General features: G+C 72.1%; 13 protein-coding genes and 3 tRNA genes. 9 read left to right on the forward strand and 7 right to left on the reverse strand.

Going from position 1 to position 17,019, the window contains the following annotated elements; all coding sequences use genetic code 11:
- Window positions 1-10: 10 nt before the first annotated feature.
- Window positions 11-697 carry a vancomycin high temperature exclusion protein gene (locus FVS66_RS23765; RefSeq protein ID WP_262387167.1) on the reverse strand — a complete coding sequence of 229 codons (687 nt, stop codon included), beginning with the start codon at window positions 695-697 and terminating at the stop codon, window positions 11-13.
- 97 nt (window positions 698-794) lie between these two features.
- Entirely contained in the window at window positions 795-1,085 is a 291-nt protein-coding gene (locus tag FVS66_RS36215) for a hypothetical protein (RefSeq protein ID WP_262387168.1), read from the reverse strand.
- A gap of 128 nt (window positions 1,086-1,213) precedes the next feature.
- On the opposite strand from FVS66_RS36215, the gene FVS66_RS23775 reads away from it, so the two are divergent.
- The 5 genes from FVS66_RS23775 (at window position 1,214) to FVS66_RS23795 (ending at window position 8,040) form a co-directional block, all read left to right on the forward strand.
- Complete coding sequence (locus tag FVS66_RS23775) at window positions 1,214-1,975, forward strand: sirohydrochlorin chelatase (protein WP_149183222.1); 762 nt, start codon at window positions 1,214-1,216, stop codon at window positions 1,973-1,975.
- Between the two features lie 45 nt (window positions 1,976-2,020).
- Entirely contained in the window at window positions 2,021-3,394 is a 1,374-nt protein-coding gene (locus tag FVS66_RS23780; protein ID WP_399226150.1) for a deoxyguanosinetriphosphate triphosphohydrolase, read from the forward strand.
- Window positions 3,395-3,514: 120 nt separating this feature from the next.
- A complete protein-coding gene (locus tag FVS66_RS23785; RefSeq protein WP_149183223.1) occupies window positions 3,515-4,792 on the forward strand; it encodes an FAD-dependent oxidoreductase in 1,278 nt (425 codons plus the stop codon).
- 28 nt (window positions 4,793-4,820) lie between these two features.
- Complete coding sequence (dnaG, locus tag FVS66_RS23790; protein ID WP_149183224.1) at window positions 4,821-6,740, forward strand: DNA primase; 1,920 nt, start codon at window positions 4,821-4,823, stop codon at window positions 6,738-6,740.
- Between the two features lie 142 nt (window positions 6,741-6,882).
- Window positions 6,883-8,040, forward strand: a complete 1,158-nt coding sequence (locus tag FVS66_RS23795) for an RNA polymerase sigma factor (RefSeq protein WP_316248212.1) — start codon at window positions 6,883-6,885, stop codon at window positions 8,038-8,040.
- A gap of 4 nt (window positions 8,041-8,044) precedes the next feature.
- On the opposite strand, the gene FVS66_RS23800 is transcribed toward FVS66_RS23795, so the two are convergent.
- From FVS66_RS23800 to FVS66_RS23820, 5 genes are all read right to left on the reverse strand, one after another.
- On the reverse strand, window positions 8,045-8,302 hold the full coding sequence (locus tag FVS66_RS23800) for a hypothetical protein (protein WP_149183225.1): 258 nt from the start codon (window positions 8,300-8,302) through the stop codon (window positions 8,045-8,047).
- Window positions 8,303-8,349: 47 nt separating this feature from the next.
- The gene (locus FVS66_RS23805; RefSeq protein WP_149183226.1) at window positions 8,350-10,281 is read right to left on the reverse strand and encodes an ABC transporter ATP-binding protein; all 1,932 of its coding nucleotides are present in this window, start codon (window positions 10,279-10,281) and stop codon (window positions 8,350-8,352) included.
- Window positions 10,281-12,014 carry an ABC transporter ATP-binding protein gene (locus FVS66_RS23810; protein WP_149183227.1) on the reverse strand — a complete coding sequence of 578 codons (1,734 nt, stop codon included), beginning with the start codon at window positions 12,012-12,014 and terminating at the stop codon, window positions 10,281-10,283. The genes FVS66_RS23805 and FVS66_RS23810 overlap by 1 nt, the downstream gene beginning before the upstream one ends.
- 56 nt (window positions 12,015-12,070) lie before the next feature.
- Entirely contained in the window at window positions 12,071-13,510 is a 1,440-nt protein-coding gene (locus FVS66_RS23815; RefSeq protein ID WP_149183228.1) for an FGGY family carbohydrate kinase, read from the reverse strand.
- Between the two features lie 86 nt (window positions 13,511-13,596).
- Entirely contained in the window at window positions 13,597-13,896 is a 300-nt protein-coding gene (locus tag FVS66_RS23820) for a YtxH domain-containing protein (RefSeq protein WP_149183229.1), read from the reverse strand.
- A gap of 181 nt (window positions 13,897-14,077) precedes the next feature.
- Between FVS66_RS23820 and FVS66_RS23825 the strand changes: the two genes are divergently transcribed.
- From FVS66_RS23825 to istB, 4 genes are all read left to right on the forward strand, one after another.
- Window positions 14,078-14,150, forward strand: a tRNA-Asn gene (locus FVS66_RS23825).
- 5 nt (window positions 14,151-14,155) lie between these two features.
- Window positions 14,156-14,228: transfer RNA gene (locus tag FVS66_RS23830), tRNA-Asn, on the forward strand.
- A gap of 177 nt (window positions 14,229-14,405) precedes the next feature.
- Window positions 14,406-14,479 (forward strand) — tRNA-Ile (locus tag FVS66_RS23835).
- 1,253 nt (window positions 14,480-15,732) lie between these two features.
- The gene (istB, locus tag FVS66_RS23840) at window positions 15,733-17,007 is read left to right on the forward strand and encodes an IS21-like element helper ATPase IstB (protein WP_187645681.1); all 1,275 of its coding nucleotides are present in this window, start codon (window positions 15,733-15,735) and stop codon (window positions 17,005-17,007) included.
- Window positions 17,008-17,019 lie beyond the last annotated feature (12 nt).

The following is a 17,019-nucleotide window of genomic DNA, read 5'->3' on the forward strand; positions in this document are numbered from 1 at the left end:
CCGGGCCCGGTCACCCGGCCGAGGCGAGCGCCTCGGTCACACCCGTCTCCTGGCGCCCCAGAAACGTCGGATCCGGCCGGAAAGCGGCGTCCACGGCGGCCTTGCCCGCGGCGGCCAGCTCCCGGACGCCGCCGTAGTACCAGACCGAGTCGTGCGGCTCGGCGACCCCGACACCGTACGACTCGACCCCCGCGGCCCGACAGAGGGCGACGGCCCGCCGGATGTGGAAGCCCTGGGTGACGAGGACCGCCCGGTCGACGCCGAAGATCTTCTTTGCCCGGACGCAGGAGTCCCAGGTGTCGAACCCGGCGTAGTCGCTGACGATCCGCGTGTCGGGCACGCCGCGCTCCACGAGGTACGCGCGCATGGCGTCGGGCTCGTCGTACTCGGCCCGGCTGTTGTCGCCGGTGACGAGGACGACCCGTACCCTGCCGTCGCGGAACAGCTCGGCGGCGGTGTCGAGCCGGTGCGCCAGGTAGGGGGTCGGGCGGCCCTTCCACAGCCCGGCACCGAAGACCACGGCGACGTCCCGGGCGGGCACGTCGGCGACGGTACGGAGGTGGCCGGCGGTGCTCGTGTGCAGCCAGGTCGCGGGGGCGAGCGCCAGCACGCAGGCCAGCATGACGCCCTGCACCAGCCGCCGCCGCCCCCGCCGGGTGCCGGGCACCAGCCTCCGTATCCCGCTCCTGACCCGCATCTGTGGACCCTCCCCTTGCCGTGCCTCTTGCCGTGCCGTTCGCCGCGCCATTCGCGTGCACTCCGCACACAGCGACGCATGCGGACGGGTGTGCGGTTCAGTGCGACGGCTGTGACGTACGGGACGGCCGGTCGCCCCCGAAGAGCAGCCCGGCCGGCGCGGCGCCCAGCACCCCGCAGAGGAGCTGGGCGACCGCGAGCGGGGCCGGACGGGCGCGGCCGAGCCGCTCCAGGCCCACGACCAGCAGGACGAGCCCGGCGGTGGCGACCGTCTCGCCGGGCAGGAGCCGGTCGTCGGCTACGAGCACGGTGACGACCTCGCCACCGCCCTGCGCCACGGCTTCCGCACCGCGGGCCCGCTCCGGGTCTGGCTCGCCGAAGGCTGACACCGCTCCCGGCCCGCCGGTGAGCCCACTCCAAAGCCCTTGTCACCACCACGCAACACCCCGGCAACCTGCGCGGGCCAGGATCGACACACGATCCCCACCCCGCCCCCGACCGAACGCGCAGGCCGCCCATGAGCTCACCCCACCGGCCACCCGCCCTGGTCGCCGTCGCCCACGGCAGCCGTGACCCGCGGGCCCTGCCCACCGTGTCCGCACTGCTCGACCGGGTCCGCGAACTGCGCCCCGGGCTGCCCGTACGGCTCGGCCACATCGAACTGAACGAGCCGCTGCTCACCGACACCCTGGACGGCCTGCCCGACGGCGGGGACGCCGTCCTCGTACCGCTGCTCTTCGGCCGCGGATACCACGTCAAGCACGACGTGCCGCAGGCCGCGGCGGCCGCCGCCCCCCGGATACGGGCCCGGGTCGCCGCGCCGCTCGGCACGCATCCGCTCCTCGTCGAAGCGCTGTACGACCGGCTCACCGAGGCCGGCTGGCGCACCGGCGCCCGCGCGGCCCGCACCGCCGGAGTCGTACTGGCCGCCGCCGGGTCCCGCGACCCCGACTCCGCCGCGGGCACCCGGCGCCTCGCCGCGCTGCTCAGCGAGCGCCTCGGCGGCATCCCCGTCGTCCCCGCCTACGCCTCCGCCGCGTCCCCGACCGTCCCCGAGGCCGTCCAGGCCCTCACCGCCCGCGGCCGCACCCGGATCGCCGTGGCCTCCTGCTTCACCGCCCCCGGGCTCTTCGCCACCCGCAGCGCCGCCGCCGCGCCCTGGATCGCCGCCGAGCCCATCGGCCCGCACCCCGCACTCGCCCGGCTCGTCCTGCACCGCTACGACCAGGCCCTCGCCCGCGCCGCCGCGCCCGCACCACGCGCGTACGCCTCCGTCTGACGCACCGCAGGCTTCACTGTCACCCCGTGCGGTTACCTTCGGTGCATGAACGGCATGGAAGGTACGACCCACGCATCCGACGCGTACGACGAGGCCGACGGCGGGGCCTACGACGAGGCCGCGACCGAGCGCTGGGCCACCGAGCCCGACAAACGCCCGGGCCGCACCGCCTTCCAGCGCGACCGCGCGCGCGTCCTGCACTCCTCCGCGCTGCGCCGCCTCGCCGGCAAGACCCAGGTCGTCACGCCCGGCACATTCCCCCAGGCTCTCGGCTTCGCTCGAGCAGCGGGGACCCTCATCCCGGCCTGGGACGCCAGCCCCCGCACGCGGCTCACCCACTCCCTCGAATGCGCCCAGGTGGGCCGCGAGCTGGGCGCCGCCCTCGGCTGCGACCCCGACCTCGTCGAAGCCGCCTGCCTCTCCCACGACATGGGCCACCCGCCCTTCGGGCACAACGGCGAGCAGGCCCTCAACGAGTTCGCCAAGGACTGCGGCGGCTTCGAGGGCAACGCCCAGTCGCTCCGCCTCCTCACCCGGATCGAGCCCAAGCGGTTCATCCCCGACCCCGTCGGCGGCGACCTGGTCAGCGTCGGCCTCAACCTCACCCGCGCCGCCCTCGACGCCGCCACCAAGTACCCGTGGCCGCGCGGCGCCCACCCCACCGCCCCGCACTCCACGAAGTTCGGCGTGTACGAGGACGACCTGCCGGTCTTCGACTGGGCCCGCCGGGGCGCTCCCGCCGGCCGCACCTGCTTCGAGGCGCAGGTCATGGACTGGTCAGACGACGTCGCGTACTCCGTGCACGACTTCGAGGACGGCCTCCACGCCGGTCACATCGATCCCAACCTCCTCCTCGCCGAGCCCGAGCGCGCCGAGATCTGGCGCGTCGCCGTCGGCCGCTACGTACCCGACGACACCGATCCGCAGGAGCTCGCCGACGCCCTCGACCGGCTCATCGACCAGGACTGGTGGCCGCACGGCTACGACGGCACCGCCCTCGCCCAGGCCCGGCTGAAGGACGCCACCAGCCAGCTCATCGGCCGCTTCTGCCTCGCCGCCGAGGGCGCCACCCGTGAGGCGTACGGATCCGGCCGCCTCACCCGCTACGGCGCCCGGCTCGTCGTACCCCGCGAGGCCCGCAACGAGTGCGCGGTCCTCAAAGCCGTCGCCGACCGGTACGTCATGCAGCGCGCCGAACAGGAGGCTCTCCGCGCCGACCAGCGCATCGTCATCGCCGAGCTCGCCGAGGCGCTCCTGCACCGCGCCCCCGACGGCCTCGACCCGCAGTTCCGCGCCCTGTTCGACGCCGCGCCCGACGACCGGGCCCGCAAGCGGGTGGTCGTCGACCAGATCGCGTCGTTCACCGACGCCTCCGCGCGCGCCCTGCATGCCCGCCTCACGGCACCCCGCGCCAGGTAGTGCCTCTTCCCGCACCCGTCCTCCGTGCGGGACCCTCCCTAGGGCGCCACGGCCGCCGGAGCGGTCTTGCGGCGTAGCGTGGACTTGGACGTACTGGGCATTCCGGGTAGGAGGCGACAAGTGGTCGACGCAGATGAGACCTTCGTCATCGTGGGCGGGGGACTGGCCGGGGCCAAGGCGGCGGAGACGCTCCGCTCCGAGGGATTCTCCGGCCGCGTGATCCTCGTCGGTGACGAACGCGACCACCCCTACGAACGGCCACCGCTGTCCAAGGGCTACCTCTCCGGCAAGGAGGAACGCGACAGCGTCTTCGTCCACGAGCCCGCCTGGTACGCGCAGGCCGACATCGAACTGCACCTCGGGCAGCCCGTCACCGGCATCGACCGCGCCCACCGGACGGTCCGGCTCGGAGACGGGACCACCATCCACTACGACAAGCTGCTCATCGCCACCGGCGCCGAGCCGCGCCGCCTCGACGTCCCGGGCACCGGCCTCGCCGGCGTCCACCACCTGCGCCGCCTCTGCCACGCCGACCGGCTCCAGGGCGTCCTCGCCGCCCTCGGCCGCGACAACGGCCACCTGATCATCGCGGGCGCCGGCTGGATCGGCCTCGAGGTCGCCGCCGCGGCCCGCGGATACGGCGCCGAGGTCACCGTCGTCGAACCGGCGCCCACCCCGCTCCACCAGGTCATCGGCCCCGAGCTGGGCCAGCTCTTCACCGACCTGCACGCCGAGCACGGCGTCCGCTTCCGGTTCGGCACCCGCCTCTCCGAGATCGTCGGCCAGGACGGCATGGTCCTGGCCGCCCGCACCGAGGACGGCGACGAGCATCCGGCGCACGCCGTGCTCGCCGCGATCGGCGCCGTCCCGCGCACCGCGCTCGCCGAGACCGCCGGGCTCGCCCTCGTCGACCGCGCCCACGGCGGTGGCATCGCCGTCGACGCGTCGCTGCGCACCTCGGACCCCGACATCTACGCGGCGGGCGACGTGGCCGCCATGCACCACCCGCTCCTGGGCCTCCGGCTGCGCGTCGAGCACTGGGCCAACGCCCTGAACGGCGGCCCGGCCGCGGCCCGCGCCATGCTGGGCCAGGACGTGTCGTACGACCGGATCCCGTACTTCTTCTCCGACCAGTACGACCTGGGTATGGAGTACTCCGGCTGGGCGCCCCCCGGCTCGTACGACCAGGTGGTGCTGCGCGGGGACGTCGCGAAGCGCCAGTTCCTCGCGTTCTGGCTGAAGGAGCGGCGGGTCCTGGCCGGGATGAACGTGAACGTGTGGGACGTCACAGCACCCATCCAGGACCTTGTCCGGGCGGGCGCGGCGGGCACCGGCGTGGACCCGGACGCGCTCGCGGACCCGGGGACGCCCCTGACGTCACTGCTGCCGCACGATTAGGGGGCACCGACCCCCGTAGAATCTCCGCGTGGCAGGCAGGATCAACGATGACGACGTGAAGGCGGTACGGGACGCCGTCCCGATCGATGCCGTCGTGTCCGAGTACCTCCAGCTGCGCAACGCCGGCGGCGGCAACCTCAAGGGCCTCTGCCCCTTCCACGACGAGAAGTCCCCGTCCTTCCAGGTAAGTCCGAGCAAGGGTCTCTTCCACTGCTTCGGCTGCCAGGAGGGCGGGGACACCATCGCCTTCGTGATGAAGATCGACCACCTCACCTTCTCGGAGACGGTCGAGCGGCTCGCCGCGCGCGCCGGCATCACCCTCCGGTACGAGGAGGGCGGCTACAACCCCACGCACCAGCGCGGCGAGCGCATCCGCCTGATCGAGGCGCACAAGGCGGCCGCCCAGTACTTCACCGAGCAACTCGACGGCGCCGAGGCCGAGATCGGGCGCAGGTTCCTCGCCGAGCGGGGCTTCGACCAGGCCGCCGCGCAGCATTTCGGCGTCGGCTACAGCCCCGCCGGATGGGACCACCTCACCCGCTATCTGCGCGGGAAGGGCTTCTCCGACAAGGAGCTCATCGTCTCCGGTCTCGCCCAGGAGAGTCGCGGCGGCAGACCCATCGACCGGTTCCGCGGCCGCCTGATGTGGCCCATCCGCGACGTCGGCGGCGATGTCGTCGGCTTCGGCGCGCGCAAGCTCCGGGACGACGACAACGGGCCCAAGTACCTCAACACACCGGAGACCCCGGTCTACCGCAAGTCCCAGGTCCTGTACGGCATCGACCTCGCCAAGAAGGATATCGCCAAGTCGAGCCGGGCGGTCGTGGTCGAGGGCTACACGGACGTCATGGCCTGCCACCTCGCCGGGGTGACCACCGCCATCGCCACCTGCGGCACGGCGTTCGGCGGCGAGCACATCAAGATCCTCCGCCGGCTGCTGATGGACAACGGCTCCGCCCGCGTGATCTTCACGTTCGACGGCGACGCGGCCGGCCAGAAAGCGGCGCTCCGGGCCTTCGAGGACGACCAGAAGTTCGCCGCCGAGACGTACATCGCGATCGCCCCGGACGGCATGGACCCGTGCGACCTGCGTCTCGTCAAGGGTGACGAGGCCGTCCAGGAACTCGTCGAGCCGCGCACCCCGCTGTTCGAGTTCGCGCTGCGCCAGGTCGTGAACCGGTACGACCTGGAGACACCGGCGGGCCGCGCCGCCGCACTCGACGAGGCCGCGCCGATCGTCGCCCGTATCAAGAACGTCGCCTCCCAGCACGAGGTCGCGGTGGAGCTGGCCGGCATGCTCGGCATCCTCGACACCCAGTTCGTCGTGAAGCGCGTCGCCCAGCTGGCCCGCTGGGCACGGGACCGGGGCGCGGGGAACGGCGGCCCGGGCGGCCGGGCCCCGGCGCCCTCGCGTGCCCCCGCACCGGACCCGCAGCGCGGCCCTGCACCGTTCACGGGCCCGGCGCTGAACCTCCGCAGCCCGGCGCACCGCACGGAACGGGAGCTGCTGAAGCTGGCCCTCCAGTACCCGGCGCTGGTGTCCCCGGCGTTCGACGCGTACGGCGCCGACGAGTTCACCGCCCCGCCGTACGCCGCCGTGCGCCGGACCATCGCCGAGGCGGGCGGCGCCGCCCAGGGCCTCGACAGCGCCCCCGAGTACCTGGCCCGGGTCCGCGAGGCCGCCCCGGACGACACGGTCCGCGCCCTGGTCACCGAACTGGCCGTCGAGGCGGTGCTCTCCCGCGTGGTCGACGAGACGTACGCGGGCGAACAACTGGTCCAGGTCCGCCTCCGCGCGGTCGACCGCCGCATCCGAGACGTCCAGGGCACCCTCACCCGCCTGGGCGGCCACGGCGACCCCCGGCAACTCACCACGGTCCAGAACGAACTGTGGGTCCTCCAGCAGTACGCCCAGTCGCTCCGCAACCAGGGCGCGGCCGCCCTGTGATTCCCGGGGGACGCCCCCGGCCCCCCGGCGCGGCCCCGTAACCGCGCCGTCACGCACCGGTCTCAAAAAGTGGGCGCACGACCCTCGTGGCGGTGATGTGTCGTACCCCACACTGGGGGCGGTCGTGAGTCCGGGACGGCGCATCGCGGGACAGGCCCGCCACCGTCCCGCTGCCGCACGCCCCCGAACCGGCAGCGATCACCTGGAGGTCGCCCCCGTGCAGACCCAGACCCTGAGCGATGTCGTCCCTGTGCAGGGCCAACCGCCGAACCGCCCAGAAGCGCTGCCGGACGGCGTACCCGACGGCGGACCCGACGGCGTAATACCCCACGTGCCGGAACCCCCGCCCGAACCTCCCGTACGCCACGCGCCCGGCAAGGGCGGCAGCGGGCCCTCCTCGGACCTGTTCCGCCAGTATCTGCGCGAGATCGGCCGCATCCCGCTCCTCTCCGCCGCCGAGGAGGTCGAGCTCGCCCGCCGTGTCGAGGCCGGGCTCTTCGCCGAGGAGAAGCTCGCCCGCACTCCCGACCTGGACTCCCAGCTGGCGCTCGACCTCGACACGCTCGTCGTCATGGGCCGTATGGCCAAGCGCCGCCTCATCGAGGCGAACCTGCGCCTCGTCGTCTCCGTCGCCAAGCGGTACGTCGGCCGCGGCCTGACCATGCTGGACCTCGTCCAGGAGGGCAACCTCGGCCTGATCCGGGCGGTCGAGAAGTTCGACTACGCGCGCGGCTACAAGTTCTCGACATACGCCACCTGGTGGATCCGCCAGGCGATGTCCCGGGCCCTCGCCGACCAGGCCCGGACCATCCGCGTCCCCGTCCATGTCGTCGAGCTGATCAACCGGGTCGTACGGGTCCAGCGGCGGCTGCTCCAGGAGCAGGGCCAGGAGCCCACCACCGAGGAGGTCGCCGCGTACCTGGGCCTGTCCCCCGAACGGATCGGTGAGGTGCTGCGGCTGGCCCAGGAGCCGGTCTCCCTGCACGCGCCGGTCGGCGAGGAGGACGAGGTGGCCCTCGGCGACCTCATCGAGGACGGCGACGCCGCGTCCCCCGTGGAGTCCGCCGCGTTCCTGCTCCTCCGCGAGCACCTGGAGGCGGTGCTCTCCACGCTCGGCGAGCGCGAGCGGAAGGTCGTCCAGCTCCGCTACGGTCTGGCCGACGGCAGGCCCCGCACCCTGGAGGAGATCGGACGTCTCTTCGGCGTGACGCGTGAACGCATCCGCCAGATCGAGTCCAAGACCCTCGGCAAGCTGCGGGACCACGCCTTCGCGGACCAGCTGCGCGGCTATCTGGACTGAGGACCTACCGCTCGGCCCCCCGCTCCTCGCCGTCCCGCTTTCGGAGGGCGGTGCCGAAGGTGACACCGAACGCGGTGCCGATGCCCGCCCCCAGGGCGATGCCCACCGCCAGATTGTCGAGCACCGTGCCGAACACGATCCCGATGACCACGCCGAACAGCATGCCCAGGGCGATGCCCTGTCCACCGCCGCCCGACGCGCCCCCCGGCGCGCCGCCTTCCGGGTCCCCCGCGGTCCCGTCGCCCGCCGTGTTCTCCGTCATGCCGTTCCCCGTTCCCCGTTCCCCGTTCGCCTGGTTCCACTGTACGGTCAGTCGACCTCGGCCACCGCTTCCGCGAACTGCGCCGCGTACAAGCGCGCGTACGCGCCCTCCGCCGCCAGCAGCTCCCCGTGCGTGCCCTGTTCGACGATGGAACCCTGCTCCATCACCAAGATCACATCGGCGTCTCGGATCGTGGAGAGCCGGTGCGCGATCACAAAGCTGGTCCGCCCGTGGGCGAGCCGCGCCATCGCCTTCTGGATCAGCACCTCCGTGCGGGTGTCCACGGAACTGGTCGCCTCGTCCAGAACCAGGATCACCGGGTCCGACAGGAACGCCCGCGCGATGGTGATCAGCTGCTTCTCGCCCGCGCTGACGCCCGCGCCCTCGTCGTCGATGACCGTGTCGTAGCCGTCGGGCAGCGTGCGGATGAACCGGTCGGCGTGCGCGGCCCGCGCGGCCTCCTCGATCTCGGCACGCGTCACCTCGCGCCCGGCGTCCGCGCCGTACGCGATGTTCTCCGCGATCGTCCCGCCGAACAGCCAGGTGTCCTGCAGGACCATGCCGATCGAGGACCGCAGCTCTTCCCGTGACATCCGCGCCGCGTCGACCCCGTCGAGCACGATCCGGCCTCCCGTCACCTCGTAGAACCGCATCAGCAGATTCACCAGGGTGGTCTTCCCGGCGCCCGTCGGCCCGACGATCGCGACCGTCTGGCCCGGCTCCACCGTCAGCGACAGGTCCTCGATGAGCGGTTTGTCCGGCTCGTAGCGGAAGGAGACCTTCTCCAGCGTCACCGCGCCGCGCAGCTGCTCCGGCCGCTCCAGCGCCGGGGACTCCGGCTGCTCCTCCGCGTCCAGCAGCTCGAAGATCCGCTCGGCGGACGCGACGCCGGACTGCACCAGGTTCGCCATCGACGCGACCTGCGTCAGCGGCATCGAGAACTGCCGCGAGTACTGGATGAACGCCTGGACGTCACCGATCGACAGCGTCCCGGACGCCACGCGCAGCCCGCCGACCACCGCCACCAGCACGTAGTTCAGGTTCGACACGAAGAACATCAGCGGCTGCATCAGCCCGCTGTTGAACTGCGCCCGGAACCCCGCCTCGTACAGCTCGTCGTTCTGCTCGCGGAAGTCCCGGGCCGCCTCCTCCTGCCGGCCGAAGACCTTCACCAGCGAGTGCCCCGAGTACATCTCCTCGACGTGCGCGTTCAGCTGCCCCGTGGCCTTCCACTGCCGCACGAACTGCGGCTGCGACCGCTTGCCGACCCGCGTCGCCACGACCACCGACACCGGCACGGTCACCAGCGCCACCAGCGCGAGCAGCGGCGAGATCCAGAACATCATCACCAGGACGCCCAGGATCGTCAGCGCCGAGTTGATCAGCTGGCCCATGGTCTGCTGCATGGTCTGGCCGATGTTGTCGATGTCGTTCGTCGCCCGGCTCAGCACCTCGCCGCGCCTGGACCGGTCGAAGTACGACAGCGGCAGCCGCTCCAGCTTCGCCTGCACGTCCTCGCGGAGCCGGTACACCGTCCGGTTGATCACCAGGATGGACATCCGGGTCGACACCAGCATCAGCAGCCCGGCGACCGCGTACACCGCCAGGGCCAGCAGCAGGACGTCCCCGACCGCGCCGAAGTCGATGCCCCGGCCCGGTGTGAAGTCCACCCCGGACAGCATGTCCGCGAGCCCGTGCTCACCGTCCGCCCGCAGGGCCGCGACGGCCTCCTCCTTCGTGCTGCCCTCCGGCATGCCACGGCCGACGACACCCGCGAACACCAGGTCCGTCGCCCGGCCGAGGATCTTCGGCCCGATCACCGCCAGCGCCACGCTCAGCACACCGGCCGTGACCATCACCCAGAGCGCGGCCCTCTCCAGGGCCAGACGCCGCAGCAGCCGCTTGAACGAGCCCTTGAAGTCCATCGACCGATCGCCCGGGCCGCCACCGGCCCGCATCATTCCGCCAGGACCGGCCATCAGGCAGCCTCCGCCTCGGTCAGCTGGGAGAGCACGATCTCCCGGTACGTCTCGTTGGTCGCCATGAGTTCGTGGTGCCGTCCCACGCCCACGACCCTGCCCTCGTCCAGGACCACGATCCGGTCCGCGTCACGGATCGTCGACACCCGCTGGGCGACGATCACCACGGTCGCCTCCGCGGTCTCACGTGCGAGCGCGGCCCGCAACAGGGCGTCCGTCGTGTAGTCCAGCGCCGAGAAGGAGTCGTCGAAGAGGTAGATCTCCGGCCTCCGCACCAGCGTCCGGGCGATCGCCAGCCGCTGCCGCTGCCCGCCGGACACATTCGTGCCGCCCTGCGCGATGGGCGCGTTCAGCCCGCCTTCCAGCTCCCGTACGAAGTCGGCGGCCTGCGCCGTCTCCAGGGCCTGCCACAGCTCCTCGTCGGTCGCGTCCGGCCGCCCGTAGCGGAGGTTCGTCGCGACCGTCCCCGAGAACAGATACGGCTTCTGCGGGACGAGCCCCACCGTACGGGCCATCAGCGCGGGGTCCAGCTGCCGCACGTCGACCCCGTCCACCAGCACCTGACCGCCCGTCACATCGAACAGCCGCGGCACCAGGCCCAGCAGCGTCGACTTGCCGCTGCCCGTCGACCCGATCACCGCGGTGGTCTCGCCCGGCCCGGCCGTCAGGTCGATGCCGTGCAGCACGGCCTCCTCGGCCCCCGGGTAGCGGAATTCGGCACCCCGGATCTCCAGGCGGCCGCGGCGGGTCAGCTCCCGCACCGGCACGGCGGGCGGCAGCACGCTCGTCTCCGTACGCAGCACCTCTTCGATGCGCTCGGCGCACACCTCGGCCCGCGGCACCATCATGAACATGAACGTGGCCATCATCACGGCCATCACGATCTGCATCAGATACGCGAGGAACGCGGTCAGCGCACCGATCTGCATCCCGCCGCTGTCGATCCGGTGGGCGCCGAACCAGACGACGGCGACGCTGGAGACGTTCACCACGGTCATCACCGTCGGGAACATCAGTGCCATCAGCCGGCCCGCCGCCATCGACACGTCGGTGAGCTCCTCGTTGGCGCCCTTGAACCGCTCGCGCTCGTAGGCGTCCCGGACGAACGCGCGGATGACCCGGTTGCCGGTGATCTGCTCGCGCAGCACCCGGTTCACCGAGTCCAGCCGCTTCTGCATCGTGCGGAACAGCGGACGCATCCGCATCACGATCAGGGTGACCGCGATACCGAGCACCGGCACCACGGCCAGCAGCACCGCCGACAGCGGCACGTCCTGCCCCAGCGCCATGACGATCCCGCCGACACACATGATCGGCGCCGACACCATCAGCGTGAACGCCATCAGCACGAGCGTCTGCACCTGCTGGACGTCATTGGTGGTACGGGTGATGAGCGACGGCGCCCCGAAGTGCCCGAGCTCCCGCGCCGAGAACGACTGCACCCGGTCGAAGACGGCCGCCCGCACGTCCCGGCCGAGCGCAGCGGCCGTGCGCGCGCCGTAGAACACTGCACCGATGTTGCCCGCGACCTGCACAACCGACACCGCGATCATCAGGGCGCCGTACCGCAGGATGTAGCCGGTGTCGCCGGTCACGACACCCTTGTCGATGATGTCCGCGTTGAGCGTGGGCAGATAGAGGGTGGCGCTCGTCTGGAGCAGTTGGAGCGCCACCAAGAGAAGTATGGGCCGTTTGTACGGCCCCAGATGGTTGCGGAGAAGTTGTCTGAGCACGGCTTCAACTATCGCCCGCCACCCGCGGCCGTTACGAGCGAGTTTCGCAGCGTCCGCTACGAGCCGAACGCTCCCGGGTGCAACTGGTCCCGCGTCGCCCCGTACTGCTGACGCACCGCCTGCCCCACCGCCAGCTCGTCACCCGGCTCGAACACCTGCGCCGCGGCGCCCTGCCAGGCGGGCGGCGCCTGCGGGGACAGCGTGCCTTGCGCAACCCCGAGCGCCCACGCCGCCTGCCGGGCGGCGCCCAGCGCCGTGTAGTCGGCGGGCTGCGGTACGACGACCTGCGCACCGAAGATCGCGGGCGCGGCGGCCTGCACGGCCGGCAGCTCCGCGGCGGCGCCCAGCAGGAACACCCGCCGCACCTCCACACCGCGCCGGCGCAGCACGTCCATCGCGTCGGCCAGCGAGCACAGCATGCCCTCGAACGCGGCCCGCGCCAGGTGCTCCGGCTTCATCGACTCGCGCCGCAGCCCGCTCAGCGTGCCCGCCGTGTGCGGCAGCGGCGGCGTCCGCTCACCCTCCAGATAGGGGAGCAGCACCAGCCCCGAGGCGCCCGGCGTCGACTTCAGCGCCAGCGCCGACAGCTCCTCCAGACCGTCCACACCCAGCAGTTCCGCGGTACCCCGCAGTGCCCGGACCGCGTTGGACGTGTGGACCACCGGCAGATGCGTCCCGACCGCGTCCGCGAACGCCGTGATCATCCCCTGGGGGTCGGCCGGCGCCTCGTGGTGCACCGCCATCACGGAGCCGGACGCCCCGAGCGACACCACGGCGTCCCCCGGGCCCAGGCCCAGACCGAACGCGGCGGCCATCGTCTCCCCGGTGCCCGCCGAGATCAGCAGCCCCTCGGGCGTCGTCCCCGCGGCCTCCGCCGGGCCGAGCACCTCGGGCAGCGCCACCTGGTGCCCCAGCGCCAGCTCCACCAGGTCCGGCCGGTACGAGCCGGTGGCCGCCGACCAGTACCCCGTGCCGGACGCGCCGCCGCGGTCCGTGGTCCGCCGGGCGGGCCGGCCCAGCAGCTGCCACACCAGCCAGTCCTGAGGCTGCAGCACCGCCGCGACCCGCCGCGCCGCCTCCGGCTCGGTCCGCGCCAGCCAGCGCAGCTTCGACACCGGCTGCGCCGACTGCGGTACGCAGCCCACCGCCTCCGCCCACGCCTGACGGCCGCCCAGCGCCTCGACCAGATCCGCGGCCGCCACCTGCGCCCGCTTGTCGTTGCCGACCAGCGCGGGCCGCACCGGCGCGCCCTGCTGGTCCAGGAGGACCAGACCGTGCTGCTGCGCGGACACCCCGATGGCCTGCACGCCCTCGAGCAGCCCGCCCGTGGCGGCCTCGCCGAGCGAGAGCAGCCACGCCTGCGGGTCCACCTCGGTGGCCTTCGGCTCGACGGGGTGCGCGGCGTACCCCTGCCGCAGAACGGCGCCCGTGTCCGTGTCGCAGACGACGATGCGCGTGAAACCCGACGAACTCTCCAACCCGGCGACTATCCCCATGAAGAAGATTCTGCCGTACTCCGCCCGGTATCCGGCCCGCCCGGAACACCCGTCTCCGAGGTGTCAGGCGTCACGTCGGGTGTCGGTCAGGTGTTACTGGTGCCCCAGTCGTCCTCGCCGGCCTGGCCGCGGCCCCGCAGCGAGCGGACCCGCTCGGCGACCGACTCGGGCATCCGGTCCCCGACCCTGTCGCTCACCACCCGGTACGCGCGGCCGGCCACCCCCCGGCCGGTCTGCGCGGCCGACTCGGCGGCGTTGCGCACGGCGGGGTTCTCCGAGAGCTCGCGTGCGGACTTCCGCAGCTGTTCGTACCGCTCGCGCCCGGCCCGGGTCCCGAGGACGTACCCGACGGCCAGTCCAACGACGAACGTGAGCTTGTACCGCATGGCTGCCACCCTTCCGTAGGCGTCGGTGCCGGCCGCCTGCCCGTGGGGGCTGACGTCACCCGGCCAGGCCGGGGCGATACCGATTGGCGGAGCACCCCCCAGCTTGCGCTAATGTATGTGTCGCAGCGAGCGAGCGCCGCCCGGAACGCCCCGGGTGGGTACGTTCGGTGCAACGCAGCAATCCCCTGTAGCTCAATTGGCAGAGCAGCCGGCTGTTAACCGGCAGGTTACTGGTTCGAGTCCAGTCGGGGGAGCGCGATCCCCTGTAGCTCAATTGGCAGAGCATTCGGCTGTTAACCGGAGGGTTGCTGGTTCGAGTCCAGCCGGGGGAGCGGTGACGAGAGAGGACCCTCCCGGGTCCTCTCTTTCGTTTTCTCGGCTGATCCGGAACCGTGCGGGGGCGGCGGCAGTCTTCAACGGTGTGCGTTGCCGACCATCCGGAGCAGGAGATCGTATGAGCGGCTATGCTGCGGCAGACGGCGCGCACAAATGTGCGCGACGCACCGCACGGGGCGGTAGCTCAGCCGGTTAGAGCAGCGGACTCATAATCCGTCGGCCGTGGGTTCGAGTCCCACCCGCCCCACCGTCTGCCAGTCGAGCAGAAACCTTCTTACCTGCAGATACGCAGGTCTGAGGGCCCTCACAGTCGCTGTGAGGGCCCTCACTGTAGCTCCGGCCGACACCAGCTCCCGGGACAGTCACGCGGCGGGTCGCGACGGGTTCACCCCATCGGCTGCGGGGCCGGAGACCGGGGTGAAGTCGGGCGAGGACCTCCTGGACGCGGCTCACCGGCTCGTCGAGGCGGAGGCGGGCGCGGGCGTTCACGTGGCCGAGGTGGCCGAGGTGGCCGAGGCGATATGGCGGCCGACGATCACCAGGGCATGCGGCAGGCGGCCGAGCGTGTCGGCGGGCTCGCACGGCGGGACCCGTACATACCCGCCGACGCCCGGGCCGGTGACCCGGACACCCGGGCCCTGGCCTCGCCCATGGCGTGTGCAGGGCGCGGCTCCAGGCGGCCGTCAGGTCCTTGTCGTCCGTGGTGAGCACGCGCATCAACGCCGGAAGGAGATCGGAATTGGGCCCGCGCAGCTGAATGACGAAATCATCCGGTGTGCGAATTCCGTCGTCGACTTCCGGCGTCTGCGACACGTGAGCCGTTCCCTCCCCTGAAGTGCCAAGACCGTTGATCCATGCGCGGGTCGGTGTCACCGTGCCGCCGCACGGTACGCCACCGTAGTCAACTGCGATCCCGCGTGATGGGCAGGGAGTCGGCCGGTCGGGAGCGGCCTCCGGTTCCCGGCCCGGGAAGATTCTCCGGCGGCCTTAGTATGCAACGCGACGGGGGCGTGGGGGAATTGAGCGGCGCGTGTTCCCGGTGAATTCGGCTTTGTCGCGCTGCTTCTGCCGCTCTTCTTCTGGGTGTTACATGGGGGCCTCGCCGGCGTGGCCGCGCCCGGTCTCCGCCCGGGCGGGGTGGAGACGGCGGCGATGGCCGCCGAGCCGACGACCACCGGGTCGTACGAGAGGAGCGCGTTGTAGCTGATGCCGCCGCCCTCGCTCGCGACGAACGCGCCGATCTGGTGGAGGAACCACATCAGGCCCAGCGCCGGGCCGCCCCGGCGTTTCCGGCCAGTGGGACAGAGCAGGGGTGCGCTGCTCTTCGTGGATGACACCTGGATCGGGGGCAGGAACCGCCTACGTTGTCCTACGGAATGTCTATTCATCAATAAGAGTGATGCGAATTCAGATTTTCGGCGCCTTCGCACAAGAATGACGAATCCCACGTCGTAGGAGGTGCTGTTGTCCCGCTCCGTCACCCCGACCGGTCCGTCCCACATGACGACGCTCGGATACGCCCTGTTCGCCACGCGATGGCTCCAGGCGCCGCTGTACTTCGGCCTCGTGGCCGCCCAGGGGGTATACGTCTACAAGTTCTTCAACGAGCTCTGGAGACTCATCGCGCACGTCCTGAGCGGCCAGGCCGACGAGACGCACGTCATGCTGGCCGTGCTCAAACTGGTGGACGTGGTGATGATCGCCAACCTGCTGATCATGGTGATCGTCGGCGGGTACGAGACGTTCGTCTCGCGCATCGGTCTGCAGGGCCACCGCGACCAGCCGGAGTGGCTGTCGCACGTCAACTCCAACGTGCTGAAGGTGAAGCTGGCCACCGCCATCGTCGGGATCTCGTCGGTGCACCTGCTCCAGATGTTCGTCGACGTGCACCACACGCCCGAGCACGACCTGCTGTGGGGCACGGTGATCCACATGGCGTTCATCCTCTCGGCGGCGATCCTGGCGTACATGTCCGGGCCCATGGCGCCGCACGGGGCGCGGGCGTCGCACGGGGCGAAGGCCGGCGGTGACGCGGAGGGCGGCTCGGTGACGGGCGATGCGTCGGTGCGTCGGGGCCCGGCGCCGGATGACGCGGTGACGGGCGACGCGGTGATGCGTGACGCGGTGGCCGTCGTGCCGCGGCAGGGGACGGCCTGGCGGGTCACCGCCGGGACGGAGGAGCGGATCGCGGCGGCCGGGTTCCCCGGGCGCAAACAGCTGGAGGCGTTCGACACCGGCCATCTGCGCGCCCCGGACCCGCTGGTCATCGACCGGCTGGGCCGGCTCGACTTCGTCGCGAGCCACGCCAACGTGGTGTTCCTCGGCGGCCCCGGCACCGGCAAGACGCATCTGGCCGCCGCGCTCGGCGTACGGGCCTGCGAGGCAGGGCACCGGGTGCTGTTCGCCACGGCCCTCGAGTGGGGCACCCGGCTGCGCCGCGCCCAGGCCGATGGACGGCTGGCCGACGAGCTGGCCTCGCTCGACGCGTACCCGCTGCTCATCGTGGACGAGCTCGGCTACGTGCCGCTCGACAAGGAGGCCGCCAACCTCTTCTTCCAGCTGGTCGCGCACCGCTATGAGCGCGCCTCGCTGATCGTCACCAGTGACCGGCCCTTCGGGCGGTGGGCCGAGGTGTTCGGCGACGGCGACACCGCGTCCGCCACCGTGGACCGGCTGGTCCACCACGCCGACGTCGTCACCCTGGAGGGCGAGAGCTACCGCACCCGGGGGCTGGAGACCGCGGCGGTCGCGGGATGGGCCGGACCGGGCGCCTGAGAACCCTTCGCG

The organism is Streptomyces sp. TRM49041 (assembly GCF_008271805.1).
GTDB lineage: Bacteria > Actinomycetota > Actinomycetes > Streptomycetales > Streptomycetaceae > Streptomyces.